Origin of the sequence: Dokdonia sp. LLG6352-1, from assembly GCF_045055815.1 — a bacterium.
Classification (GTDB): Bacteria; Bacteroidota; Bacteroidia; order Flavobacteriales; family Flavobacteriaceae; genus Dokdonia; species Dokdonia donghaensis.
This window is the reverse complement of the sequence record NZ_CP159329.1, coordinates 1105143-1129611: the sequence shown is the minus strand read 5'-3', so window position 1 is coordinate 1129611 and position 24469 is coordinate 1105143. Positions and strand designations below refer to the sequence as shown.

Annotated in this window: 19 protein-coding genes; 9 read left to right on the top strand and 10 right to left on the bottom strand. The window is 39.8% G+C overall.

The genetic code is table 11. The features are described from left to right. Positions 1 to 39 precede the first annotated feature (39 nt). Positions 40 to 2493: a TonB-dependent receptor plug domain-containing protein gene (locus ABVM49_RS05160; RefSeq protein ID WP_405203318.1), complete on the bottom strand. Its 2454-nt coding sequence runs from the start codon at positions 2491 to 2493 to the stop codon at positions 40 to 42. Between the two features lie 210 nt (positions 2494 to 2703). Here ABVM49_RS05160 and ABVM49_RS05155 point away from each other — a divergent pair, with 210 nt between their 5' ends. Beyond that, the gene (locus tag ABVM49_RS05155) at positions 2704 to 4119 is read left to right on the top strand and encodes a Gfo/Idh/MocA family protein (protein WP_405203317.1); all 1416 of its coding nucleotides are present in this window, start codon (positions 2704 to 2706) and stop codon (positions 4117 to 4119) included. A gap of 63 nt (positions 4120 to 4182) precedes the next feature. Here the strand turns inward: ABVM49_RS05155 and ABVM49_RS05150 are convergent, their stop codons facing one another. The 6 genes from ABVM49_RS05150 to ABVM49_RS05125 all read right to left on the bottom strand — a co-directional run bounded on the left by ABVM49_RS05150 (position 4183) and on the right by ABVM49_RS05125 (position 12687). Further along, positions 4183 to 4953, bottom strand: a complete 771-nt coding sequence (locus tag ABVM49_RS05150) for an enoyl-CoA hydratase/isomerase family protein (protein WP_405203316.1) — start codon at positions 4951 to 4953, stop codon at positions 4183 to 4185. A gap of 61 nt (positions 4954 to 5014) precedes the next feature. Continuing rightward, a complete protein-coding gene (locus tag ABVM49_RS05145) occupies positions 5015 to 6415 on the bottom strand; it encodes a sensor histidine kinase (protein ID WP_405203314.1) in 1401 nt (466 codons plus the stop codon). 47 nt (positions 6416 to 6462) lie between these two features. Beyond that, positions 6463 to 7014 (bottom strand): CopD family protein, encoded by a 552-nt coding sequence (locus ABVM49_RS05140; protein WP_405203313.1) that lies wholly within the window; start codon positions 7012 to 7014, stop codon positions 6463 to 6465. Positions 7015 to 7095: 81 nt separating this feature from the next. Next, positions 7096 to 7764: an outer membrane beta-barrel protein gene (locus tag ABVM49_RS05135; protein WP_405203311.1), complete on the bottom strand. Its 669-nt coding sequence runs from the start codon at positions 7762 to 7764 to the stop codon at positions 7096 to 7098. A gap of 126 nt (positions 7765 to 7890) precedes the next feature. Beyond that, a complete protein-coding gene (locus ABVM49_RS05130) occupies positions 7891 to 10992 on the bottom strand; it encodes a WD40/YVTN/BNR-like repeat-containing protein (RefSeq protein WP_405203310.1) in 3102 nt (1033 codons plus the stop codon). A gap of 312 nt (positions 10993 to 11304) precedes the next feature. Then, complete coding sequence (locus ABVM49_RS05125; RefSeq protein ID WP_405203308.1) at positions 11305 to 12687, bottom strand: MATE family efflux transporter; 1383 nt, start codon at positions 12685 to 12687, stop codon at positions 11305 to 11307. A 145-nt stretch (positions 12688 to 12832) separates the two neighbouring features. Here ABVM49_RS05125 and ABVM49_RS05120 point away from each other — a divergent pair, with 145 nt between their 5' ends. After that, positions 12833 to 13261 (top strand): hypothetical protein, encoded by a 429-nt coding sequence (locus ABVM49_RS05120; RefSeq protein WP_405203307.1) that lies wholly within the window; start codon positions 12833 to 12835, stop codon positions 13259 to 13261. A gap of 26 nt (positions 13262 to 13287) precedes the next feature. Here ABVM49_RS05120 and hemH read toward each other — a convergent pair whose 3' ends face one another. Both hemH and ABVM49_RS05110 read right to left on the bottom strand, forming a co-directional pair. Beyond that, complete coding sequence (hemH, locus tag ABVM49_RS05115; protein ID WP_405203306.1) at positions 13288 to 14328, bottom strand: ferrochelatase; 1041 nt, start codon at positions 14326 to 14328, stop codon at positions 13288 to 13290. Positions 14329 to 14441: 113 nt separating this feature from the next. After that, a complete protein-coding gene (locus ABVM49_RS05110; protein WP_038597990.1) occupies positions 14442 to 15332 on the bottom strand; it encodes an AraC family transcriptional regulator in 891 nt (296 codons plus the stop codon). A gap of 217 nt (positions 15333 to 15549) precedes the next feature. Here ABVM49_RS05110 and hemA point away from each other — a divergent pair, with 217 nt between their 5' ends. From hemA to hemF, 7 genes are all read left to right on the top strand, one after another. Then, positions 15550 to 16791, top strand: coding sequence for a glutamyl-tRNA reductase (gene hemA, locus ABVM49_RS05105; protein ID WP_405203305.1), 1242 nt, complete (start codon positions 15550 to 15552; stop codon positions 16789 to 16791). Continuing rightward, on the top strand, positions 16784 to 17698 hold the full coding sequence (hemC, locus tag ABVM49_RS05100; RefSeq protein WP_405203303.1) for a hydroxymethylbilane synthase: 915 nt from the start codon (positions 16784 to 16786) through the stop codon (positions 17696 to 17698). Before hemA ends, hemC begins: the two co-directional genes overlap by 8 nt. Then, entirely contained in the window at positions 17695 to 18375 is a 681-nt protein-coding gene (locus ABVM49_RS05095; protein WP_405203302.1) for a uroporphyrinogen-III synthase, read from the top strand. The genes hemC and ABVM49_RS05095 overlap by 4 nt, the downstream gene beginning before the upstream one ends. Positions 18376 to 18475: 100 nt before the next feature. After that, the gene (gene hemE, locus ABVM49_RS05090; RefSeq protein ID WP_035334967.1) at positions 18476 to 19504 is read left to right on the top strand and encodes a uroporphyrinogen decarboxylase; all 1029 of its coding nucleotides are present in this window, start codon (positions 18476 to 18478) and stop codon (positions 19502 to 19504) included. Positions 19505 to 19530: 26 nt separating this feature from the next. Next, positions 19531 to 19998, top strand: a complete 468-nt coding sequence (locus ABVM49_RS05085; RefSeq protein ID WP_405203301.1) for a DUF6973 domain-containing protein — start codon at positions 19531 to 19533, stop codon at positions 19996 to 19998. 68 nt (positions 19999 to 20066) lie between these two features. After that, positions 20067 to 20825 carry an EI24 domain-containing protein gene (locus tag ABVM49_RS05080; protein ID WP_405203300.1) on the top strand — a complete coding sequence of 253 codons (759 nt, stop codon included), beginning with the start codon at positions 20067 to 20069 and terminating at the stop codon, positions 20823 to 20825. A gap of 22 nt (positions 20826 to 20847) precedes the next feature. Further along, the gene (gene hemF, locus ABVM49_RS05075) at positions 20848 to 21753 is read left to right on the top strand and encodes an oxygen-dependent coproporphyrinogen oxidase (RefSeq protein WP_405203299.1); all 906 of its coding nucleotides are present in this window, start codon (positions 20848 to 20850) and stop codon (positions 21751 to 21753) included. A 4-nt stretch (positions 21754 to 21757) separates the two neighbouring features. Here the strand turns inward: hemF and ABVM49_RS05070 are convergent, their stop codons facing one another. Beyond that, positions 21758 to 24418 (bottom strand): DEAD/DEAH box helicase family protein, encoded by a 2661-nt coding sequence (locus ABVM49_RS05070; RefSeq protein WP_405203298.1) that lies wholly within the window; start codon positions 24416 to 24418, stop codon positions 21758 to 21760. Positions 24419 to 24469 lie beyond the last annotated feature (51 nt).

Below are 24469 nucleotides of genomic sequence, written 5' to 3'. Positions count from 1 at the left end.
ATCTTACAATTTTAAGATATCGGTATATGTGATATAACCTTATAAGTTTATTCTACCCAGAGACACCTTGTCTTTTTGCTCAAATAGCTTTACAACCTTTACTTCTTTAGTCTCTTTTGAAGTTCCGTAGTTTCTAAACACGGTGTACTTTAAGTAAGGAGGTATGGCAAAGGTTGCCTCTTCTCCTAGATACTGTACGTTTACAATCCACTCACCAGCTTTTGCGTCATCTATAACAAACTCCTCAAACTGGAATCCCATTTTACGCTCCTTAAGTAATCGCTCTTTATTATCAAATAAGGTGTGATCCCACGTGTAAAATTTCTTCTTTGGGTTTACAAACTGAAAAATAAATGGAGCATCTTGCTCAGACCAGTTTATGACTAACCTGATGTCCATTTCAAGATCATTAGTGAGCCACTCGTTAGGTAGCCTGTTAAATTCAATTTTATCTTTATGTAGTGCGACAAGGTGTCTCAACTCATTACCTAGAGGTCCTTCTATTTCAGAAAAATCTACCCCTAGTATGCGCTCTCCTAGCATATTAATATATAGCTCTAGCGCTTTATTATAATCACCGCTTAGGGTGTATGCTAGTGCCAGATCACGATATGATTGTGCCTCTCTAGGTGCTAGTGCTACGATGCGCTCACTTACTTGTGCATTACGTTTATAAGAGCCAGCGGCTTCATATAAGTAACTAAGTATGCGCAGTGCCTTTACGTTTTCTCCAGCCACCTCAGCAAGTTGTAGGCGTATAAGCTCTGCCTTTGCAGGTGCTATTTTTTGAAAATACTCTGCATTATCTGCATAAAAGGAAACCGAATTCTTAAAGTTTTTTGAAAGCGCTTGATACTTTTTATACTTTGCAGCTACAGTAGATTCTTTATCAAGTGCTGTAATATAAGGTGAAGTTTCTACCACCATATCTGCTAGTGTCTCACTGTAATCATTCCCTTTTATAAGAGCTTGATCTACATTACCCTTACCTTTTACTGCATCAGGATTTGCAGCTTTTGTTTTTACTAAAAAAGCACCTCCACTAGCAATTGTACCGTATCGTACTGTTGCAATTGCAGATTTTAAAATAGTAATACTTTTAATATTTTGAGGGTCGAGATAATACGGTACGCCAGAAAATGGTGCTCCGTCTATTACCCATAGAGGAGGTAGTTCATTATTAATAGACATATTACCACCACGTATTAAAAACTTCTCGCTTCCTGGAGGTCCAAGTACCTGTACCCCTGCAAAATTACCACGTATTGCATCACCCAGAAATGTTGCACTAGGTCTTATATTTTCTGCCGTAATTGTATTTACTGCATAACCTACAGATTCTTTTGTTTTTGCAACACCGTTTCCTGCATCTACTTTCTTTTCTTTAGACTTAGCATTACCAGTAAGTAACACCTCATCAAGCATATCTGCTTGTGGTATCATTTCTACCTGTATGACTGGATCTTTTGTGACCAAGACATCTTTAGGATACATTCCTAAATATCTTATTTGAAGTACATCACCCTCTACAGCAGGTATATTAAAAGTTCCATCTGCTTTAGTAAGATACTCGTTAAGCGTACCTCTTAAAGAAACTGCTGCGCCTTGTATAGGTCCATTTGTACTAGACACAATTCCTTTAACTGTTGCTTGTGCTTTACTAAAATCTGCCTTCTTAAAAACACCACCTGCATTTATACGTGCTATAGCCTTATCTGGATTTGTAGAAAAAAGAGGAATGTAAGACCCATTATAAAATGAGGCATCTGCCATCATATTCTCGTGATTTGCAGTGGCAACCGTATTTACGGTATATAAACGAGTAGTGCGCGGTAACTCAATGTTCCCAAAACTTTGCTCCCCATCAGACACTACAATAGCAACATCAGTATTACTTCCATCTATAAGCGAGTAATCTGTCGCTCCAGTGTAATTAGTACTTTTTATTATTTCGCTTAAAGCGAAAGTACCATCTGCCGCGGCTGTGATTTTTTTATCTAAAACAACCTTATCATTAAAAGCTACAAAACGAACCGCTGGCGACGAAAGTGTTGCTAGGTAAGAATTAACAAAATCTATAGCCTTATTACTATTTTGGCTCTTTGCCGAAGCAGAAATGTCCCAAAAAACGACTACATCCTTTGCTTCGTTAAGCGGTTTTACATCTTTAGAGACACCAGGCTTTAAATAAATGGTACTTGTGATATTATATAAATTACGAAGATCATCACCAGAAATACTTACGGACTCATACCCTTTTGCAGAGATAACAAGTTCACTTTCTGGAGAAACGACTTGGTCATATTTTCTGTATAGAAATCTACCATTTGTACCTGAGGTGACACCAGCACCTTGACCAGATACACCCACCTTTGCCACAATAGGTTTTTTTGATCCTTCTTCAAGAACCACCCCTCTAAAAACTGTTTGAGAATAAGAATAAAAACTTAGTAGTGATACTAAAAGCGTAAAAATTAAGCGAAAATGATTCATTTTATTGATTAATTGATGAAGTGCAAATATGACTGTTAATAGTCTTTTATGTAACAATCACGTGCGTTAAAAAATAGTTAACAATTAATTCAAAAACACTATTAATCAATGTCATATGCTAATACATCATTTATAAATGAATCAATCAAGTGATTTTCACCTATTAAAATGATTTTAATATCTTTAGTGAGCTTATAAAACATAAACCCTATGAAACGTCGTTCTTTTCTTCAAAAATCTGCTGCAGCAAGTGCGGCTTTTACAATTGTCCCGAGCTTTGTCTTGGGTGGTAATAATCACGTTGCTCCATCAGACACGTTATACATAGGCGCCATAGGTGTAGGCGGTCGTGGTGGCGGTGTTGTAAACGAGCTTACCCAGTATGGTAAGGTAAAATTTGTTGCCCTATGTGATGTAGATGATAATCGCGGTGCAGCAAGCTTTAAGATGCACCCTAAAGCAAAGACGTATAGAGATTTTAGAAAACTCTATGATAACCATATTAACGATATAGATGCTATAATGGTAGGTACTCCAGATCATACCCACGCCACCATATCCATACCCTTTATGCGTGAAAATAAACACGCCTATGTAGAAAAGCCTCTTACGCATAATATTTATGAAGCTAGGCTTATGGCGCAAGTGGCAAAAGAGCAAGGTATTGTGACTCAAATGGGTAATCAAGGCGCCTCAAGTGATGGTATAAGAACCACACAAGAGTGGATAAATGCAGGGGTTATAGGCACCGTCTCTCGTGTAGATTGCTGGACAAACAGACCCGTGTGGCCACAAGGGTTTAAGCATATTACAGAAGGGCAACCTATCCCAAAAAATCTAGATTGGGACTTATGGCTAGGCCCAGCTAGTTACAGACCTTATAATGAAAACTACCTGCCTTTTAAGTGGCGTGGCTTTTGGGATTTTGGTACAGGAGCAATGGGTGATATGGGTTGCCATATTATGGAAACTCCATTTAAAGCCCTAGAACTTGGTTTTCCTTATGAAGCAGAGGCTAGTTGTACCACCATTTGGTCTGGAGATTTTGTAGAGGCAGATTATCCAGAAGCCTGCCCTCCTAGTTCTATTGTAAGACTTAAATTTAAGTCACCTACGCAAGGTGATGTGGGTCTTAACTGGTACGATGGTGGTATTATGCCTGACCTACCAAGCGAACTAGGCGAAGGTGAAACACCAGGTAAAGACGGCGGCGGAAGCATCTTTTATGGTAGTGATGGTATTATGATAACAGACACCTATAGCGGCAACCCTCGCTTATTACCTAGCGAGCGTATGAAAGATATGGCGGCAGTGCCGCAAACTATAAAAAGAGTGACCACCGGTCACGCAGGTGAGTGGGTAGAAGCTTGTATAAATGGAGGCAGCACCTCATCACCATTTTCTTATGGCGGGCCACTTACCGAGGCTGTTTTAATGGGGAATCTTGCTATAAAAGCATACCAAAAGAAAGAATTTAAACCTGGCAAAAAGTCTGGCGATTGGGACCCTTATAACTACCCCGGGCGTCGCACCATTAAGTGGGATGGAGATAATATGCGCGTGACTAACTATGAAGAGGCAAATGCCTGGGTAAAACGTGAGTATAGAAAGGGATGGGAGATCTAAAAAATAAAAAAGGCTGTAACCATTAGGTTACAGCCTTTTTTAAATCATATAGTTTTACCTGACTTAAAACTCAGCCTTTCTTTTTTCTAGAAATGCCGTGGTTCCTTCGGTGAAGTCTTCTGTACCAAAACACCCGCCAAATTCTTCTATCTCTGTATCAAATCCATCTACACCATTTTCATAACCTGCATTTACAGCATTAATCGCTGCGGCAATTGCCATAGGTGAGTTACGCATAATCTTTGCTCCTAGTTTATTTGCTAGAGGCACTAATTCTTCTTGTGCTGTGATGTGATTTATAAGTCCGTACTCAAGTGCCGTATTTGCATCTATCATTCCGGCGGTCATTATCATCTCCATCGCACGCCCTTTACCTACTAGTTGTGGTAAGCGTTGTGTACCTCCATAACCTGGTATCACACCTAGGCTTACCTCTGGAAGCCCCATACGAGCATTATCACTAGCGATTCTAAAATGTGCTGCCATTGCCAGCTCTAGACCGCCTCCCAGTGCAAAACCGTTTACGGCTGCTATGACTGGGGTACCCATTTCGGCAACGTAGTCAAAGAGTAATTCTTGTCCCTTTCTTGCAAGCTCTGCACCTTGCTCTTCAGAGAAGTTTGCAAATTCAGAAATGTCTGCTCCTGCTACAAATGCCTTCTCTCCAGATCCGGTAATGATTACAACGCGTACGCCTGTATCTTCTTCCGCTTTCGCGAAAGCGGTATGAAGCTCCTCTATAGTCTCTTTGTTAAGAGCGTTAAGTTTTGAAGGTCTGTTTATCGTGATAGTCGTGATGCTATCTGAAGTTTCTGAAAGTATGTTATTGTACATAGCTATATGTTAGTTTATAAAAGTCTTTTTTATACGCCAAAAATGTGACGCTTATACTTATTTATTTTGGGAAGATGACTCTAAAAACTGTGCCTTCTCCCTCTTGTGTTGTAAAGGTAATTGTTCCTTTATAGGTCTCCACAATATTTTTTACCATTGCGAGGCCCAGTCCCATACCACTGGTTTTGGTTGTAAATTTTGGCTCAAAGATCATAGGTAAATTATCTTCAGAAATACCCGTCCCATTATCTGTCACAGTTATTTCTACTTGTGTATCTAGGTCGTTTACCTCCACTAAGATTTTTGGGTCTTCTGTAGTTTTTGTGGCTTGCACCGCATTTTTTACCAAGTTTGTTACTACTCTAATAAGTTGTGTGCGGTCAAAGTTTGCAAAAATCTCCTCTTTCGCAGAAGCGAAATCTATATAGCGCTCATTAAATATATCTACAGAGAGCTTTACGATATTAGGCACATTAAGAATCTCGCTTTGCTGTGCTGGCATATCTGCAAAGTTTGAGAAGGCACTGGCTATGCTGCTCATAGTATCTATTTGCTGTATGAGGGTACTGCTATATTCCTTTATCTTCTGGTTAACTTCGGGGTCTTCTGGGTCAAACCTACGCTCAAAGCTCTGTACCGTGAGTCGCATAGGCGTGAGTGGATTTTTGATCTCGTGAGCTACTTGCTTTGCCATCTCTCTCCAGGCGGCCTCACGCTCGTTTTGCGCGAGTTTTGCAGCACTTCCCTCTAGCTGGTCTATCATCCCGTTATAAGCGTTTACAAGGGTTGTGAGCTCAGAGGGAAGCTCTGTAGTATCAATTTTCTCGTTGCGCTTATCTAGTTGGGTTTCTTTTATATTATCCTCTACCGTTTTGAGCGTTTTTGTAATATATCTCGCCAGAAAATAAGCGAGTAAAATTGCCGTTAATACCATAAGGATATTTACCACCACCAGACGCCACAATATCTCTCTGAGTTCCTTATTAATAAAAGCCTCACTATCCTCATACTGTATCTCAAGTATGGCGAGTGGTCTATATTTAGGGTCATTTATATAGCTGTAAGAGAGTTGTTGAGACACCTCACCATCCAGCTGATTCACATATCGCTTTTCTTCAGATTTTTCTAAGTTTTCTAAAGTCTCTAGACATAATTTCTTTTGCGCGGGACTATCAAATAATTGATCTGTAGACGAGATAAGAGGCTCCCCATCTAGATCATACATTGTGAGATTCTCACCCTGTATACTTGCAATCTCATATATCTTTTCTTTAAAGATATATGGGATTTTTTCGGTCTTAAGTTCATAGCTTGTATTATCTAATACAAAGTCTATGGTTTTCTTTATAGAAGACTCTTTACGTTCTAATCGTTCCTCATTATAGTCTCTTATTTGCTCTTTGTATTGAAAGTAGGTAACAGCAGCAATCATCAAGAAGGCAATCAATACCAATGCAAGCATTGAGGTAAAGATTTTTGTGCCGAGGGATGTACGATTAAAAGTGAGCATTAGGCATCTGGATTTTTATCTTGTATTTTCTTATACAGTTTTATGCCTAGCATCAATAATACTGCCAGACCTACAAGACCTAACATTCCAAAAATCCAATTGGTTGTGCTTTTTGTGACCGCTAGAAAAACAACCGCAAAAAGTATAAGCGTTGCACCTTCATTCCAAAGGCGCATTTGTCTAGAAGTGTATTTAAAAGTACCTGCTTGAAACGCCTTGTGTATACGCCAGGTTTTCCAATGATATAAAAACAACAACACAATAAAAGCAAGTTTAATATGCATCCACGGGGCACTAAAAAGCCCTGGATTTATATAAAACATCAAACTCCCAAAAATCACCGTGAGCACCATAGAAGGGCCTGTAATAATCTTCCATAGGCGGTGTGCCATTAACCCCAATTGCTTACCAAGTATCTCTTTATCTGGTGATGGTTTTTCACTAGCTTCTACTTGATATACAAAAAAACGTGGCATATAAAATAAGCCAGCAAACCAAGTGACCACAAAAATGATATGTAGGGATTTGAAATAAAGGTAGTATTCTGCCATAATGGTAAAGATACGAAGCAAGACAAAACAATAAAGGCGCAGAATTTCTTCTGCGCCTTTTAAAAAATTTACTTCTCTATATTAAAAAAAGATACTTAGTCCTCCAGTTATACCCAAATTAGATGTGGTAAACTTAGCGTCAAAGTCATCATCTGGATCTTTATTTGTTCTATTAGTATAAGCCGTTTCTACGTTAATAGCGATTGTTTTATTTAAGAAAAACGCCACTCCAGCACCCGCAGACCACATAAAGGTTCGATCTTTCTGTTCAAAACTCTGAAATACAATATCTGAACCACCATTACTAATAACTGCACTTGTGCCTTCCAATTTTGAATATCCAAAACCGGTACTTGCAGACACATAAGGTCTTATTTTTGAGTTACCCACGTCAAAGTAATAACTTGCAAAAGGCCCTGCATTAAAACTTGATGATGTGTTTTCATTATTACCATCCTCATCTTCATTTTTAAATCTCGATATACCTGTTTGCACACCAAGCGCTAAGTTGTCAATTATGAAATAACCTACTTTCCCCTCCAGCACAAATGTATTAGTCTTGTCTTCACTTACAGTATCCCCATCAAACTCATAAGAAGTTTTTGAGAAATTAAGTCCTCCGTTTGTAGATCCACCTAATAATAGTCTGCCCTTTCTTGTAAAATTTTCTCCACTATCAGTCTCTTGAGCAGTAAGGCTCATTGCAAAAAGGAATAAACAGAGTCCCGTAATTGTTTTAAGTTTTGTCATTTTTTGATTTATTAATGAATGAATATTTTGATATAGATGACAATTTACAGAATAGGTTGGTTAAGAAAATCATAAAAAAAAGGCGCAGAATTTCTTCTGCGCCTTTCCAATAAAATATTACTTTATTTACTCCTTTACATCTTCTACAAAAAGGTAATCTAACTTCAAGCTATTAAACTCTTCATTAAATTTTGACACCTCTGCATCTAGCATTGTATCAAAGGCATTGAGTTGTGTATTGATTGCTGCCGTAAGTTCATTTTTTACAGCTACGTCTTGGTCTGTAGGTCCAAAATCTCCCATACCTACAAGACTATTTAAATGCCCTAATTTATTAGTTAACTTAATCGGGAAGTTAAGCGGATCTTGACCAGAACGGTTCTTAGTCTGATAGAGTTCTTTCTCAATCTTACCAAACTCTTCCTGCATTGTTTTTGCCTTCTCACGCAGTGCTTCTGTGCGTGGGTCGTCTTTATATTGCGCAGTAAATGACTTGAGTTGCTTATTGATTTTTCTAATCTTTTTGATACTCTGGTGCGCTCTGTCTACAGATTTATTTACATCAGAAATAAAGTCGTGTTGCTTCTGCATATCTGCCACTGTAGCCTCTGCATTAGGATTTGCAACAATCTCAAAGGTCTCTGTTTGCACATCACCATTTACATTAAGTGACACTTTGTAATTACCAGGTACGGCTTGTGGCCCGTCAAGACTTGCCCACCATAATATCATACCATCTAGACGCTCTGCGCCATCTATTCTAGTATTCCAAGCAAACATATTTCCGCCTTTTTTGACTTTTAGCTTTTTCTTGTTACTACCTGTACTATATGATTGTAAGGTATCACCCGCCATACTCATATAAGTAAGGGTAACGGTATCCTTTTTCTTATCAAAATCCTTCAGGTTAAAATAAGTCATCACACCACTAGGATGATTAGTTCCAGCTGTAAGGCTCGATCTACCACCACGGCCGCCCATTCGGTACGTTTTCTTGGGTTTAAACAATTTATTTGTTCCCGCTTTCGCGAAAGCGGACTGATGCAACATTCCCAGATCATCTATAATCCAAAGGCTACGTCCCTGTGTTGCTACAATAAGGTTATCATCCTTAATCGTAAGGTCTGTAATAGGAACGATAGGCAAGTTGAGTTGGAATGATTTCCAGTTTTTACCATCGTCAAAACTGATGTACATACCCGTTTCTGTACCGGCGTATAACAAACCTTTTTGTTTTGGATCCTCACGTACTACGCGTGTAAAATGCTCTGCAGGTATACCACTTGTAATCTTTTTCCACGACTTACCGTAGTCTGTAGTTTTGTACAAATAAGGAGCAAAATCACCTAATTTATAACGTGTACCAGCCACGTAGGCCGTCCCTTCTTCAAAGGCAGATGGCTCCACACTATTAATCATCATATTTTCTGGCATTCCTTTAGGGGTTACGTTTTCCCAAGATTGCCCTCCATTACGAGTAACGTGTATAAGGCCATCATCGCTACCTACCCAGAGAAGTCCTTCCTTAAGAGGAGACTCTGCCGCTGCAAAAATGGTACAGTAGTACTCTACAGAGGTATTATCTTGTGTAATAGGTCCTCCAGAAGACTTCATTTTTTCTGGATCGTTAGTCGTAAGATCACCACTTATAACTTCCCAACTTTGACCTTCATTTTCACTCACGTGCACGCTTTGTGAGAATGTGTACAACCTGTTAGGGTTATGCTTTGAAAAGATGATGGGGAAATTCCACTGGAAGCGGTATTTCATATCCTCCACACCGTGACCCATTGGGTTATCTGGCCATACAGATACGCTACGTACCGTATTTTTCTCGTGGTTTACACGTGTGAGGAATCCGTCGTAACTTCCTCCGTACACAATCTCATTATTTTCTGGATCTACAGCAATGTGCGCAGACTCACCACCGGCGGTACTCTCCCAGTCATTTTCTGTAATGCTACCACCTTCTGTGCGGTGCGGAATGCGTATTGTGCTGTTATCTTGCTGTGCTACATAAATTCTGTATGGAAACGCATTATCTGTAGTCACACGATAAAACTGAGCCGTAGGCTGGTTCATATACGTACTCCAAGAGCGACCACCATCATAAGAAACTTGCGCGCCACCATCATCACCTATAATCATACGGTTAGGGTCTTCTGGAGCTATCCATAAGTCGTGGTGATCTCCGTGCGGTGCGTTATGTGTACTGAAGGTTTTACCTCCATCTGTAGATTTGTGGTAACGCACGTTCAATACATATACCGTATTTTCATCCTTAGTATCTGCATATAGACGTGTGTAATACCAAGCACGCTGACGTAATTTACGCTCACTGTTTATTTTTTTCCAAGTAGTACCTGCATCTGTAGAGGTGTATAAACCTCCTTGCTCTTGGTTTTCTACCATTGCATACAGACGGTTACTGTTTGCTGGAGAAACAGTGATTCCCATAATCCCTAGTATACCTTCGGCAAAACCATCGTTTGTAGAAATCTCCTTCCACGTCTCACCGCTGTCTGTACTTTTCCACACGGCCGATCCTTCTCCCCCAGAACTTAAACTGTAAGGTGTCCTACGAGCATTCCACGTAGTAGCGTACAGTACTCGTGGGTTGTTTGGATCTATAATTAAATCTACAACACCACTATCTGCATTTGAGAAAAGTGTTTTTCTCCACGTCTTACCACCATCTGTACTTTTATAAACACCACGCTCTTGTGTAGGTTTGTAAATGTTACCTAAAACTCCTGCATATACAATATCAGAATTAGTAGGATGTACACGTATTCTAGGTACGTGACGGCTATTTTTAAGACCCGACTGTATCCAGGTTTTCCCTGCATCTTCAGACTTCCAAATACCATACCCAGAAGATACGTTACCTCTTAATGTTTTCTCACCACCACCTACGTAAATCACATTTGGGTCGCTTTTTGAAACCTCAACGGCTCCTATACTTCCTCCAAAATAGCCATCTGAGATATTTTCCCATTCTTTACCACCATCTGTAGTGCGCCACACGCCACCACCAGTACTTCCCATATAAAATAGGTCTGGCTGTCCCGGCACTCCAGTGACGGCAGCACTTCGACCACCTCGGAAAGGGCCAATGAGTCTATATTCTAAAGCTTCGTAAGTAGAGGGGTCTGGTGTTTGTGCAAACGTATCAAAAGATAATACTGAGCACATCGCCAGTAATAGGTAGCATAATTTTGTCTTCATTTGGATTGTGTTTGTTATAGCTAAGAAAATTACACAATTCTCTATGAAGTAAGAAGCAAGGATGAATTTTTAACGCTTTCGCGAAAGCGTATACCTTATAATCTCTATAAAATTAACGTCATTATTATCATCTCAACAACGAAGAAAAAAGAAAAGCAATCGTCATCTCGACAAAGGAGAGATCACACATCAAGCTCAAGGAAACTATCAATACTCAAAACAACGGTTCACAATTATGAGATTTCTCAGCAAGCTTGAAATGACAGAGATACGTTTTGGAGTGCTTCACTTTTTCGCGAAAGCGCAGAAATACTACTCCTCTATTACTACAAGATTATTTTTTACATCACGCCTTAAAAAATAGCCTGTTACTACGGTAGACAATACATCTGCAATAGGAAATGCAATCCACACTCCCCAAACACCAAAAAAGCTAGGTAATATGAGTATAAGAGGGATTAAGAAGAAGCCTTGCTTAGTAAGGCTGAGCAGTAAAGCTGGTATCGCTTTACCTATGGCTTGAAAATACACAGCTCCTATTAACTGTATTACGATCACTGGTGTCGCAGCGAAGACAGTGCGTAGTGCATTAGGGGTGCGTTCCATCAATACTTTATTATCTGCTACCGCCTGGGCTTGTGCATTACTATCGCTTATAAACCAAGACACAAAAAAATCTGGTACAATCATTATGATTATAAAAATAGCTAGTGCAAGACCGCCTGCATAAAGAATGGAAGTCTTGATGGTTTCTCGCACGCGCGCATATTGGTTTGCTCCATAATTATAACTAGCGATAGGCATAAATCCTTGTGTGACCCCTATCACGGGAAACAGTGCAAACATTAACATCCTGCTTATAATCCCATAACTAGCAACGTCTAGAGCGTCGCCATAATTGATAAGTACATTGTTAAGTAATATAGTAAGCACAGAAATTACTCCTTGTCGCGCAAGTGTCACAGAACTCAAACCAGAAATTTCTGAGACGATTTTTCTTGTAAGCACAAGGCATTTAGGTACAATTCTAAGTTCGCTCTTGAAAATGAAAAACCATACGATAAAAGCAAAACACACCGCATAACTCGCAAACGTTGCCCAGGCAGCACCTTCCATCCCATAGCCTAGTACATTAATAAGAAGGTAATCCATCCCTATATTACCTATAGCCGGGAGAATCATCGCATACATCGCAAATTTAGGTTTACCCTCTGCTCGAATCACGTTGTTACCCATCATACACATTGCGAGCATTACAATACCGTAAAGTACAATGCGGTAATAGGTGAGCGCCATATCTTTAAAAGAGTCATCTGCGCCAAAAAACTCTATGAGCGTATTTTGAAAAACGAGTCCTAGAATTGCTAGTAATCCAGATACTAGAAATGTGAGTGTTATTTGATTACCGAAAACCCGCAGGGCTTTATCGTCATCACCAGAACCTAAGGCTCTAGACAGTACAGAACTGCCACCTATACCTACGGCAAGGCCTATAGCTGCTATAAAAAAGGTGACTGGTATAACTACTGTAATGGCACTAATAGCAAGAGGACCTATCCATCTTCCTACAAAGATGGTGTCTACAATCATATTAAGTGACATCACAAGTATCCCTATAGACGCAGGTACTGCTTGCTGCACAAGCAATTTTGATATGGGTTGTGTGCCTAAGGCTGTAGATTTTTTAGTACTCAATTTTTAGTTATTACTCTTAGTATGCCTAATTGAAAAATCTTATAATAATATTAACTTACTTTAAAGAAGACATTTTTTACATTTAAGTATTATCAATTTAAAACACTGAATTATAATATATTAACGTTCCCCAAACTTTCAACATATGAATAATCTAATTCAAGTTAAAGACCTTTGTTTTGCATCGATTGAGTTTTATAAAACCTTTATAGTATGTAAAATCAAGGAAGGAATTGTTTTGGATCTTCCTAAAACAATTTCCCTTCACGAAGAATCACGATCTTTTTACAACGGACTAAAATATGGGTTCATATTTGACCGAACCATCGATTTTACTATTGATCCACTTGTATACTTACAGTGTCCTTATTATCCGGACATAAACGCTCTTTTTGTTGTCGCCAATACATTTCAAACACGTGAAATTGTGCGATTTGAACAGAAATTCTCAGATTACAAAATCAAAACATTTTTCTGTCTAGATAGTGCAATGAAAGCTATGAAGACTATCCAATTTGGAGATAAATCATCATTCTCATATTGCACCTCTCAAGTCAGGTTAAAAGTTGGATAGCTGTATATAATTTCGTACTTGTAAGGTTAAGCAATAGCCTTACCAGTCTCTACAAGCGCCCATTCATTTATCCACCCTGCAACTACACCTGCCCAGTCATCACGATCATTGATGCAAGGAATGGTATGGAAGTCCTTTCCTCCAGCCTCGTGAAAGATTTCTTCACCCTCCATCGCAATTTCTTCTAGCGTCTCAAGACAGTCTGATACAAACGCTGGTGTTGCAATTGCCATTTTCTTAAATCCTTCTTTACCCATACGTTCTATTGTACGGTCTGTATACGGCTGTAACCACGGGTCAAAACCTAAACGTGATTGAAAGGAGGTAGAGTATGTAAGTGGCTCCATCCCTAAATATTCGCCTACTAGCCTGGTAGTCTCATAACACTGGTGACGATAGCAAAACTCGTGTGCCTTAGATTGTGACATACAGCAAGAACCATCTATTTTACAGTGCATACTCGTCACATCACTCTTACGTATGTGCCTTTCTGGTACACCGTGATAAGAAAATAACAGATGCTCATAATCCACACCTTTAAGGCTATCTGCAATAGAGTCTCCTAGCACCTTGATATACTCTGGCTTGTTGTAAAATGGTTTTACATCTGTAATCTTCATCTTAGGAAAAAACTCAGCACGTATCTCTTCGGCTAGTACTAAGATGGTTTCTGTAGTTGCCATTGCATACTGAGGATATAATGGTAATAGCATTACCTCATCAATCCCTTGATCGTGTAATTTTTGAAGTCCTTCTTTTATAGAAGGTGTACCATATCGCATTGCGATTTCTACAGGGAGTTTTGTGTGGCTTTGCACTTTTTTCTGCAAGCGTTCTGTAAGAACAATTAATGGTGATCCTTCATCCCACCATATCTTACTATAGGCCTCTGCACTCTTTTTAGGGCGTGTGTTTAAAATGATACCTTTTACTAGCAATGCTCTTGCAGCATAAGGAACATCTATTACGCGCTCGTCCATTAAGAACTCGCCTAGGTATTTTTTTACGTCTTTTGGATCTGTACTATCTGGTGACCCCAGATTGACCATTAAAACTCCTTTGTTCATTTGTTGGCAATTTTTCTTTAACAAAAATAAGGCTTAACCTTCTTTTAAATGTTATGATTGTTATAAGACTTTGTGATAATGGTATTAGTTTTTACGCTTTCGCGAAAGCGTACCTACCCCAAGCTCATTAAATACTTTTTTGGGGTGGTACCAAATTTCTTTTTAAAAGCAGCTATAAAGTGACTCGCCGTGCTATAACCTACTTTAAGACCTACCTCATTTACATTATGGGATCCCGTCTCTAGCAACTGGCGTGCGACTTCCATTTTATAGTCAAATAAGAAACTAAATACAGAGTCACCATAAATCTGTTTAAAGCCTTCTTTTAATTTACTGAGTGAGAGACCTATCTCATCTGACAATTCGCTTAGTGTTGGTGGTGCATCCATTCTTGCAATGATTATTTGCTTAGCACGCTTTATTTTTTGCACATTATCCTCATCTACTAGAAAAGGGCATTGTTCTATATCTACATCTGCAGGTCTATTAAAGTAGAGGCTCAATAGCTCATAACTTTTTCCTTTAAAATACAATTGCATTATAGAAGGGTGCAAGCTGTAATTCATTAACTGGTTAAGTACAATCGCCATACTAGGTGAGATGCTGCCGTCCTTGTAGTACTTTCTATCTTTATTTTCATCACTTAAAAAGTGCATAAAATTTGCCTCGCTAGAAAATAGGCTATGAAATTTCTTGATAGAGATAATGACACTCACTAGCCAGGTCTCTGGCGCGAGTTCCAAATTCATAGGTAAATCACGCTGCGGATTATATAGCAACAGCGAATTCTCATCTGTAATAGAAAGTTGATAGGCTCCATTATTAAAATTAAACACCGCAGAGCCCTTGATACAAAAATGAAACTGTATAAAGCTACTATCTACCTCTCGCTCCACTTGGCTCACATTAGAATCATTGTTATCAAAACGTAAGACATAAAAACCGTCTTCTATTTTAATCTCTTGAAGCAAACCTTGAGCGTTACTTTTTTTATTTAATTCCATTTTATTGATCTCTTTTTTATTTAGAATCACTCTAAATTAAGATAGACACATTCCTTTGTCACTAGCAGTCATAACGATAGCTTACACAAATTTACGGTTTATTACAGACGTGATAAACCGCTCTCGACACAAATGATTCTTCTAGCGTTATTTTTTAAGGAGAGTGACCTTTATTTTTGCACTCCCTCATATTTGGGATACAAATAGAATTATACTTTTGAATAGAGAGCAACAGTTTTATGCCATAGGTCTGAGTTACAAAAAAGCAGACGCGACCACGCGTGGGCATTTTGCAATATCAGAAACAGCACAAGCCGCCATACTTAATGGCGCTCGCGATGAAGGCGTTACGGCTCTTACCGTAATATCTACTTGTAACCGTACAGAGTTATACGGCTTTGCACCAGACGCGATTACACTAGTAAAAATTTTATGCGAGCATACACACGGAACTATAGAAGAGTTTCTAGACGTGGCATACTTGCACAAGGGAGATGACGCGATTGCTCACCTCTTTAAAGTAGGTACCGGTCTTGATAGCCAGATACTAGGCGATTTTGAGATTATAGGTCAGCTTAAGATAGGTTTTAAGCGTTCTAAAAAACTGCAACTTATTAATCCTTTTATGGAGCGATTAGTAAACGCCGTTATACAAGCCAGTAAACGCATTAAAAATGAAACCGAGATTTCAAGTGGTGCAACTTCGGTGAGTTTTGCAGCGGTACAATATATAATGGCACGCGTGCCGTATATCTCAGAAAAGAATATTCTTCTTTTTGGTACTGGTAAAATAGGTCGCAACACTTGTGAAAACTTAGTGAAGCACACTAAAAATGAGCACATCACACTCATTAATAGAACTAAAGAAAAGGCAGATAAAATTGCTGGTAAATTTAACTTACTAGTAAAAGAGTATGCCCAGATAGAAAGTGAAATTGCACAAACAGATGTACTCGTTGTAGCCACAGGAGCTCAAAAACCTACGGTAAGCAAAGAGATCATTCATTCTAAAAAGCCACTTCTTATACTAGATTTATCGATACCTAAAAACGTATCTAATGATGTAGAAGAGATAGAGAATGTCACACTCATACATCTAGATCAATTATCAAAAATGACAGACGCCACTCTTAAGCGTCGTCAAGGATATATCCCACAGGCAGAAGCCATCATAAAGGAAATTACAGATGAGTTTAACGCCTGGTTACAAACCAGAAAGTTTGCTCCTACCGTAAAGGCTCTCAAGGCTAGACTTAAAGAAGTACAAGCTGCAGAGCTAGAAAATGTACGCAAGAAAACTCCAGATTTTAGCGAGGCAACGGCAACAGCTATGAGTGATAAAATCATTCAGAAAATCACAAACCAGGTAGCACATCACCTGCGTCACGCAAATGGAGAAACCGAAGAAAGCATTGCCTTAATTTCCACTATTTTCCAACTAGATCAACATAATGTCTAAAACGATACGAATAGGCACTCGAGACAGTGAGCTCGCTCTCTGGCAGGCAAAAACAGTTCAAAAACAACTAGAAGATCACGGCTATACCACAGAGCTCGTACCTGTAAAATCTACGGGAGACCTCATACTTGATAAGCCGTTATATGAACTAGGTATCACCGGCATTTTTACAAAAACACTAGACGTTGCAATGCTCAATGGCACGGTAGATATTGCCGTGCATAGTATGAAAGACGTCCCTACGGCATTACCTATAGGGATTGTGCAAGCTGCAGTATTACCTAGAGCAGAGACCGAAGATATTTTAGTACACAAAGGCGCGCCAGATTATAAGCAAGCCTGCACCATCGCCACAGGTAGTTTAAGGAGGCAAGCCCAGTGGCTCAATCGTTACCCTAACCACAAAACCACAGATATACGTGGTAATGTAAACACACGCTTACAAAAGCTAGAAGAAAGTGACTGGACGGGCGCGATTTTTGCAAAGGCAGGCCTTAAACGCATCAATGTACTTCCAGAAAATTATGAAGTACTTGACTGGATGATTCCTGCGCCGGCACAAGGAGCTATGCTCGTGGTAGCGATGGAAGAAGATACATTTTCTAAAGAAGCTTGCGCAAAACTTAACGATCGCACGACAGCATTGTGCACCCATATAGAACGCGAGTTCTTACGCACGCTAGAAGGCGGTTGTACCGCACCCATAGGAGCACTAGCACAAGAAATAGATGGAGTCATACGTTTTAAGGGAGTCCTTTTTTCACTAGACGGCGTGACAAAAATTGAAGTTGAGCAAGTAGTCTCAACAGAAAATGCACTAGGTTTTGGTACAGACTGTGCCCTAGAGGTTCTTGATAATGGCGGTAGAGCATTAATGAAGGAAATCAAGAGTAGCTTGAAAAAATGACCGTGCTATCCACAAAAAAACTAAAGCCTAACCAGCGAGAGCTACTTCTCAATGCAGGCTTACAATTTGTGGAATATGATGCGATACGCACACAAGAGGTTGCTTTTACGCTTTCGCGAAAGCTAAAAAATATCATTATCACCTCTCAAAATGGAGTACGCGCTTTATGTAACAACCTTTCTAATGAAGAATTAGAAGGTATAAAAAGTTGTTTTGCTGTTGGCATAAAAACAACAGCACTTCTAGCCGAAAATGGCATAAAAGTGACAAAAACAGCTGATAATGGAGAAGAGTTGGCTCGTTTTATAGCCAAAAACTATAAAGACGAATCATTCACTTACTTCTGCGGGAGACAGCGCAGAGATGAGTTACCTACATTACTCAAAGAAAATAATGTAGCGTGTGAAGAGGTGGTGGTTTATGAAACTCATCAAATAACACAGTCCTTTGACCGTACATTTGATGGTATATTATTTTTTAGTCCGAGTGGTGTGAACGCTTTCGCGAAAGCGAATAAAAACACACGAGCAATAGACAGCATAGCGTTTTGCATAGGTGAGACCACTGCCACAACGGCAAGATTACACTTTAAAAAAGTAATCGTATCTAATGCAACAACTATAGAAAGCACCATTGCTAAGGCGGTGAAAATATTGAAAGAAGAATCTAGAATATAAGCGTCTAGAAAAACATAAAATTGTCCCCTCGAGCGCAGTCGAGAGGTTCATTATAAGAGTACAATTAAGTTCTCGACTGCGCTCGAACAGACCTAGAGATATGAGCATAAAAAACGACCTATTTTTAAGAGCACTTAAAGGAGAAACTGTAGACCGTCCACCAGTATGGATGATGCGTCAGGCTGGAAGATACCTTCCAGAATTTATGGAAATTAAAGCAAAGTATGACTTCTTTACACGCTGCCAGACTCCTGAGCTTGCAAGTGAGATTACCGTACAACCTATACGTCGTTATGGGATGGATGCTGCTATTTTATTTTCTGACATCTTAGTGATCCCTCAGGCGATGAATATTGATGTAGAAATGAAGCCTAATGTAGGGCCGTGGTTGCCTAACCCTATACGATCTGCAAAAGATGTGGAGCAAGTAATTGTTCCAGATATCGATGAGACGCTAGGCTATGTGATGGATGCCATTAAGATGACTAAGGAAAAACTCAATGACGAGATTCCGCTTATAGGTTTTGCAGGGTCACCGTGGACGATACTTTGTTACTGTGTGCAAGGTCAAGGGTCAAAAAACTTTGACAAGGCAAAGGAGTTTTGTTTTACACAACCACTAGCCGCGCACGCTTTACTTCAAAAAATCACAGATACTACCATTGCTTATCTTAAGAAAAAGGTAGAGGCTGGTGTAAATGCAGTACAAGTTTTTGATAGCTGGGGAGGGATGCTCTCACCGGTAGATTATCAAGAATTCTCGTGGCAATACATACAGCAAATTATAGATGCACTTAAGGATGAGGCTCCCGTAATTGCCTTTGGAAAAGGCTGCTGGTTTGCACTTGATAAAATGGCAAAGTCTGGAGCATCTGCACTAGGTGTAGACTGGACTTGCTCTGCACGCAACGCTCGCTACCTTACTGGTGGTAATATCACGCTGCAAGGTAACTTTGACCCTACTCGATTATTCTCACCTCCTAGCGAGATCAAGAGAATGGTGCACGAGATGATTAATGAGTTTGGCAAAGACAAGTACATTGTAAATCTTGGTCACGGTATTTTACCTAACATTCCTATAGAAAATGCAGGTGCATTTATAGAAGCTGTAAAAGAGTACAAAGCATAATGAACGTCTGGGCTGTTGTCAAATCTATGGATTTTAAACAGCTGTGGAGCCTTTTTTGGCTCAGTGCACGCCATCCTAGATTTGTGATTCCTACCATAACCGGAACTCGCAAAACGGTTGCTATATGCAATAAACATTATGGCAAAAAACAGCACCTCAACGGCCCAGAAAATGCTTTTAGACACGCCCTGTGGAATATGCTTATCGTACACCTTAGTGTGCAACGAGGCTTGCCACTGCAGCGCTCGCTTGCGTGGGCAAAACGGTTTACAGACTGGCACGAAGATTTTTCTCCTAACGCACCTTTAGAACGTGCGATGGACTTGCATAATAACCGCGTGGGGCGCGACCTCATCACTAGTTTTTGCGGGCAAACCGAAGAGCAACTGGTGACACAACTACTGGAGATGGTCCCGCTTTCGCGAAAGCGTACTGCAAAACAAGAATTTGCAGATAGTTGTGGTTACCTCATTTACATAGAGGAAACGGTTTAAATATCTACAAAACTGTGAGTATCTTTAAGCTTTGTTAGATAGAATAACCAGCATCATAAATCAAACATATGATAAAAGGCATCTTAAACGGATTACAGACGTATAAATCATCATTTGGGTTAATCTCAAAGCTTGGGCTTTGGAAATATTTTGCCATCCCAATGGCTATAAGTCTTATTACTGCCTCAATGATTGCGGCATCTGCCTGGGGTTTTTCTGATAACATAGGTCACTGGGTAGAGCAAATCTGGCCTTGGGAAACGGGAAGACACGCCTTTTTTATATTTGCAGAGATAGTAAGCGCACTACTCATTATCGCTATAGGCCTTATCTTATATAAACACATTATAATGGCACTGAGCGCTCCATTTATGAGCCCTGTGTCAGAAAAAATAGAAGCTCACCTCAAAGGAGAAAATCACACTCATAGAGACACCTCAAACACCGAACAACTTATACGAGGCATACGCATAAACGTGCGTAACTTGGGTCTAGAACTGCTTATCACACTACCTATCTTACTGCTCAATTTTATCCCAATTATAGGGAGTATTGCTGCCACTATTTTACTATTTCTTACACAAGCTTACTACGCAGGTTTTGGTAATATGGACTACACACTAGAACGTCATTTTAAGTATAGAGAAAGCGTAGATTTTGTAAAAAGAAACAAGGGCCAAGCCATAGGTAACGGTATTGTATTTATGCTGTTTCTTATCATCCCACTTCTGGGAATTATACTCGTTTTACCCATATCTGTAACTGCCGCAACGGTACAAACCATAAAATTGCTTGACAAGGATCATCACACTAGCTTGACTGCATAGGTCACCACCTAAAAAACACATAATGAAAGAACAATTTGTAAACTACATACTCAATTTTCAAGATCAAATTACTAGCACACTAGAGCAACTAGATGGTAAGGCCAGCTTTCAAGAAGATAACTGGAAACGCCCAGAAGGTGGTGGTGGTCGTACACGCGTGATTGAAAACGGAAATATCTTTGAAAAAGGAGGTGTAAACACATCACAAGTGCACGGCGAGTTGCCAGAGGCAATGCAAAAATACTTTGGCGTAGAAGATGCAAATTTCTTTGCCTGCGGTCTATCACTGGTTCTTCATCCTAAGAGCCCTATGGTTCCTACGGTGCACGCAAACTGGCGTTACTTTGAGATGTATGACAAAGAAGGAAACATTGTAGACCAATGGTTTGGTGGAGGGCAAGACCTCACTCCTTATTACCTCTTTGATGAAGATGCAACGCACTTTCACCAGACGTGTAAAACCGCTTGTGATGCACACGATGCCGACTTTTACCCAAAATACAAAGCACGTTGTGACGAGTATTTTTACAACGCACACCGCAATGAAGGTCGCGGTATAGGAGGTTTGTTTTTTGATTACTGCAAAGCTACCGAAGAGCGCTCTATGCAAGACTGGTACAACTTTGTGACCACTGTGGGCGACAGTTTCTTAGAGGCATACGTCCCTATTGTGGAGCGTAGAAAGGATACCGCTTTCGCGAAAGAACAAAAAGACTGGCAAGAGGTACGCCGTGGTCGTTACGTAGAATTTAACCTCGTACACGATAAAGGAACCCTTTTTGGTCTAAAAACCAATGGCCGCATTGAAAGTATCTTAATGAGCCTACCACCCGTAGTACAGTGGAAATATAATCACCACCCAGCACCTGGAAGCGAAGAAGAACGATTAATAAAAGTACTGCAGCAACCGAAGGAGTGGGTTTCTTAGTAATCTATCTCCATATAGCACTCGTCTTGGTTTTAAATCCGCCTTTGGTATTTAAGTAATGAAAACGTGCTTTTAAGAGTCGTTTTCTACCTTCCTTAGTACGCGTGAAAGTGAGCCTTGCATTTTCTGAAATATAAATTCCCCAGAAGTTAAAAAAGAGCGAAGCATCTTTTTTATTTCCTGCAAAGAGTTCTGGTATGGGATAATAATTTGCAAAGCCAAACTTGCGCTGCCACCATCCAGACTGCTCAATCATATAGCGTGCATTATCTATAGGCGTGAGAAGTTCTTCCATACACTTTACAAAAAGGATTTCTTCTTTGGCAGTAGCTCCTGTAAGAAAGCAAGAGACGGCACCATTAGGTAGATACTCTACACCTAGTTTTAGAGCTTCTAGTTGCGTGGTGATGTAGTACTGCTCTCGTAGGCTTTTAAGCACTACTTGCCCAATTTTATATACTAGTTTATCGACACGTCCATATTTTAAGTACAACACGAGAGTTTTATAAGTCTTGGGCGCAAGTACCATTGCCGCTGTGCCTAGCACTGCATATATAAAAAAGCCCATTCCTCTAGAGAAGTAAGCTCCTGCATTATTAATAATAATCTCCGGTACGGTAATCGTGAGTAAAGCCCCCAGCTGTAGCACTCCATATTTTACAGCATCTTTATAATAAACGCTGTTTTTTTGTAACGGCTTCCCCTTAGGTTTAAAGTCTAATTTCAGTTCGCGCACTAGCAGTTTTCCCGTACCTATAGCTTGCTCCCATCGCTGTTGTATCGCACCCCTATTTCCCGCAAGGGTACACATTTTACTATTTAATACTTCTTTTTCTAAAATAGTGGTAGGTAGAGCAAACCGCTCTGCGCCATTTTCTATAAAGGGAGTTCCCTCTAATGATACACCACAAAAGGCATCAAAGCGTCGGGTTAATTTTATCACATCCTCACCACCACCATCTATAGTGGGATCTATACAAGCAAGATGCCATATAGAAGCCACCTTATCTGGATTACTAGGCTGTACTCGTATGGCTCTACCGCGCATCTGGTTAGACATTACAAAAGAACTCACGTAAGAGGCAAGTACTAATGTATTTATAGCTGGCGCATCCCAACCTTCTCCTAGTAATGCTGCTGTGCCTACTAGCACTTCTATATGGCCGTCTGTAAAAAGAGCCGTCATAAGGCTCACCATCTGGCTTTTTATCTTTTCCCTAGGTAGCACTATCACAAAGGCTGTATCACCTAATGCGTCGTGCGTAAAATCATCACTATCTAGGGTCTCTGTAATTTGTGCTACCAGTGTTTTATGTACTATGATAATGGTACCTGTGAGTACGGCAAGTTTTTCTAGTTTATCCTTACCCTGCCACCTACCTGGATGCTGTTCAAGTGAGTATCGCAGATGGTGAAAGATAGGTATTACTCCCAGCTTATTTATTGTGTCAAGCGCCTCTGTAGAGGTGTCTATAAATTCCTTACGCACGTAATCTGTAAGTATAACAGCGCGTAAGTTTTCACCCATTTGAGCACTTTCAAAATCTATAACCTCTCGTATGCTCTTGAGCTTATTAGGGCTTTGGGCTAGTGATTTATATAATTGCTGCTCGCCTTTAAAGTTTACACGTTTTTTATCAAAAGCACCTACCTTACGAAGTGTCTTCTCAACAGTAGCGAGTACCTCTTCGTCTTCATAATGATCTTCTCGGCCGTCTACTAGTAGCGGTTGCAATAACTTTTCTGCCCACTCTTGGTTAAAGGTAGGAAGCTTTTCTTGGGTAAGGTCTACACCTAGCAAATCTATTTTTACCTTAGGGATTTTATACCCACGTGCATTAAGATAGACAAGAGAAGCTATATAAAAGTTAGGGTCTTTATAAATGATCTCAAGATGTTTTCCTGGTGTTTTATATACTGGGAGATTTATAATAAAACTGCCAAACTCACTATTTTCAACAAGCTCATCTATAACTGCTTTTGCTTTAACACGATAGTCTAAAATGTATTCTATTTGTGCAGCATCTGGCTCAGAAAAATAAATATAATCTTGGTGTGCACAGAGGTTTCCCTCTTTAACCAGCTCTGGCACGCTTATCTCAATATCTATAGGTCCACAAAGCTGAAAATACTTTGCTATCTCTGCTTGATCACTATCATATGGCGGTGTTGCCGTAAGTGCGGTAATGGTGCACTCTGGCAGTTCTTTAAGTGCAAAAAGTGGTTTCCACCACTCGTTTTTGAGGTGATGAGCTTCGTCTAGTACGATGTTTTTTATTCCCGCTTGCGCGAAAAAATTAAGCACACGTTCCATATCGCCTTCCATTTCATTTTTGGCAAATGCGTGTAATGATTGATAGGTTGCAAAGGTGATGTGTGCAGGTTTTTTTATATTTCGCGAAAGCGGAATAGTACATTTTTCTTGCTCGATAAAGCACTCAAACATACGTTCCTCCCACTGGTTGCGTATCGTGATAGTAGGTGCGAGCACAAGCGTACACTTATCCACACGGCGCATCATCTCAAGACCAAGCACAGTTTTTCCCGAGCCTGGTGGGGCAACTACGTGCAAGTGATCATCTGCAATATGGTCTTGAAAATCTTTTAAAAATCGCTCCTGATAGGTGCGCCAAGGATAAATAAATTGAAAGGCTTCTTTGAGCAAAGGAAGGCGATGTTTAAATTGGTAAATTTGTAATGCAAAATACGAGGTTTA

Bases quoted from the DNA above. Each gene is read 5' to 3' on its own strand.
- ABVM49_RS05135 (WP_405203311.1), bottom strand. From the start codon at position 7,764: ATGACAAAACTTAAAACAATTACGGGACTCTGTTTATTCCTTTTTGCA.
- hemE (WP_035334967.1), top strand. From the start codon at position 18,476: ATGAGCATAAAAAACGACCTATTTTTAAGAGCACTTAAAGGAGAAACT.
- ABVM49_RS05150 (WP_405203316.1), bottom strand. From the start codon at position 4,953: ATGTACAATAACATACTTTCAGAAACTTCAGATAGCATCACGACTATC.
- hemH (WP_405203306.1), bottom strand. From the start codon at position 14,328: ATGAACAAAGGAGTTTTAATGGTCAATCTGGGGTCACCAGATAGTACA.
- hemF (WP_405203299.1), top strand. From the start codon at position 20,848: ATGAAAGAACAATTTGTAAACTACATACTCAATTTTCAAGATCAAATT.
- ABVM49_RS05120 (WP_405203307.1), top strand. From the start codon at position 12,833: ATGAATAATCTAATTCAAGTTAAAGACCTTTGTTTTGCATCGATTGAG.
- ABVM49_RS05160 (WP_405203318.1), bottom strand. From the start codon at position 2,493: ATGAATCATTTTCGCTTAATTTTTACGCTTTTAGTATCACTACTAAGT.
- ABVM49_RS05155 (WP_405203317.1), top strand. From the start codon at position 2,704: ATGAAACGTCGTTCTTTTCTTCAAAAATCTGCTGCAGCAAGTGCGGCT.
- ABVM49_RS05140 (WP_405203313.1), bottom strand. From the start codon at position 7,014: ATGGCAGAATACTACCTTTATTTCAAATCCCTACATATCATTTTTGTG.
- ABVM49_RS05145 (WP_405203314.1), bottom strand. From the start codon at position 6,415: ATGCTTGCATTGGTATTGATTGCCTTCTTGATGATTGCTGCTGTTACC.
- ABVM49_RS05080 (WP_405203300.1), top strand. From the start codon at position 20,067: ATGATAAAAGGCATCTTAAACGGATTACAGACGTATAAATCATCATTT.
- hemC (WP_405203303.1), top strand. From the start codon at position 16,784: ATGTCTAAAACGATACGAATAGGCACTCGAGACAGTGAGCTCGCTCTC.
- ABVM49_RS05110 (WP_038597990.1), bottom strand. From the start codon at position 15,332: ATGGAATTAAATAAAAAAAGTAACGCTCAAGGTTTGCTTCAAGAGATT.
- ABVM49_RS05130 (WP_405203310.1), bottom strand. From the start codon at position 10,992: ATGAAGACAAAATTATGCTACCTATTACTGGCGATGTGCTCAGTATTA.
- ABVM49_RS05095 (WP_405203302.1), top strand. From the start codon at position 17,695: ATGACCGTGCTATCCACAAAAAAACTAAAGCCTAACCAGCGAGAGCTA.
- ABVM49_RS05085 (WP_405203301.1), top strand. From the start codon at position 19,531: ATGGATTTTAAACAGCTGTGGAGCCTTTTTTGGCTCAGTGCACGCCAT.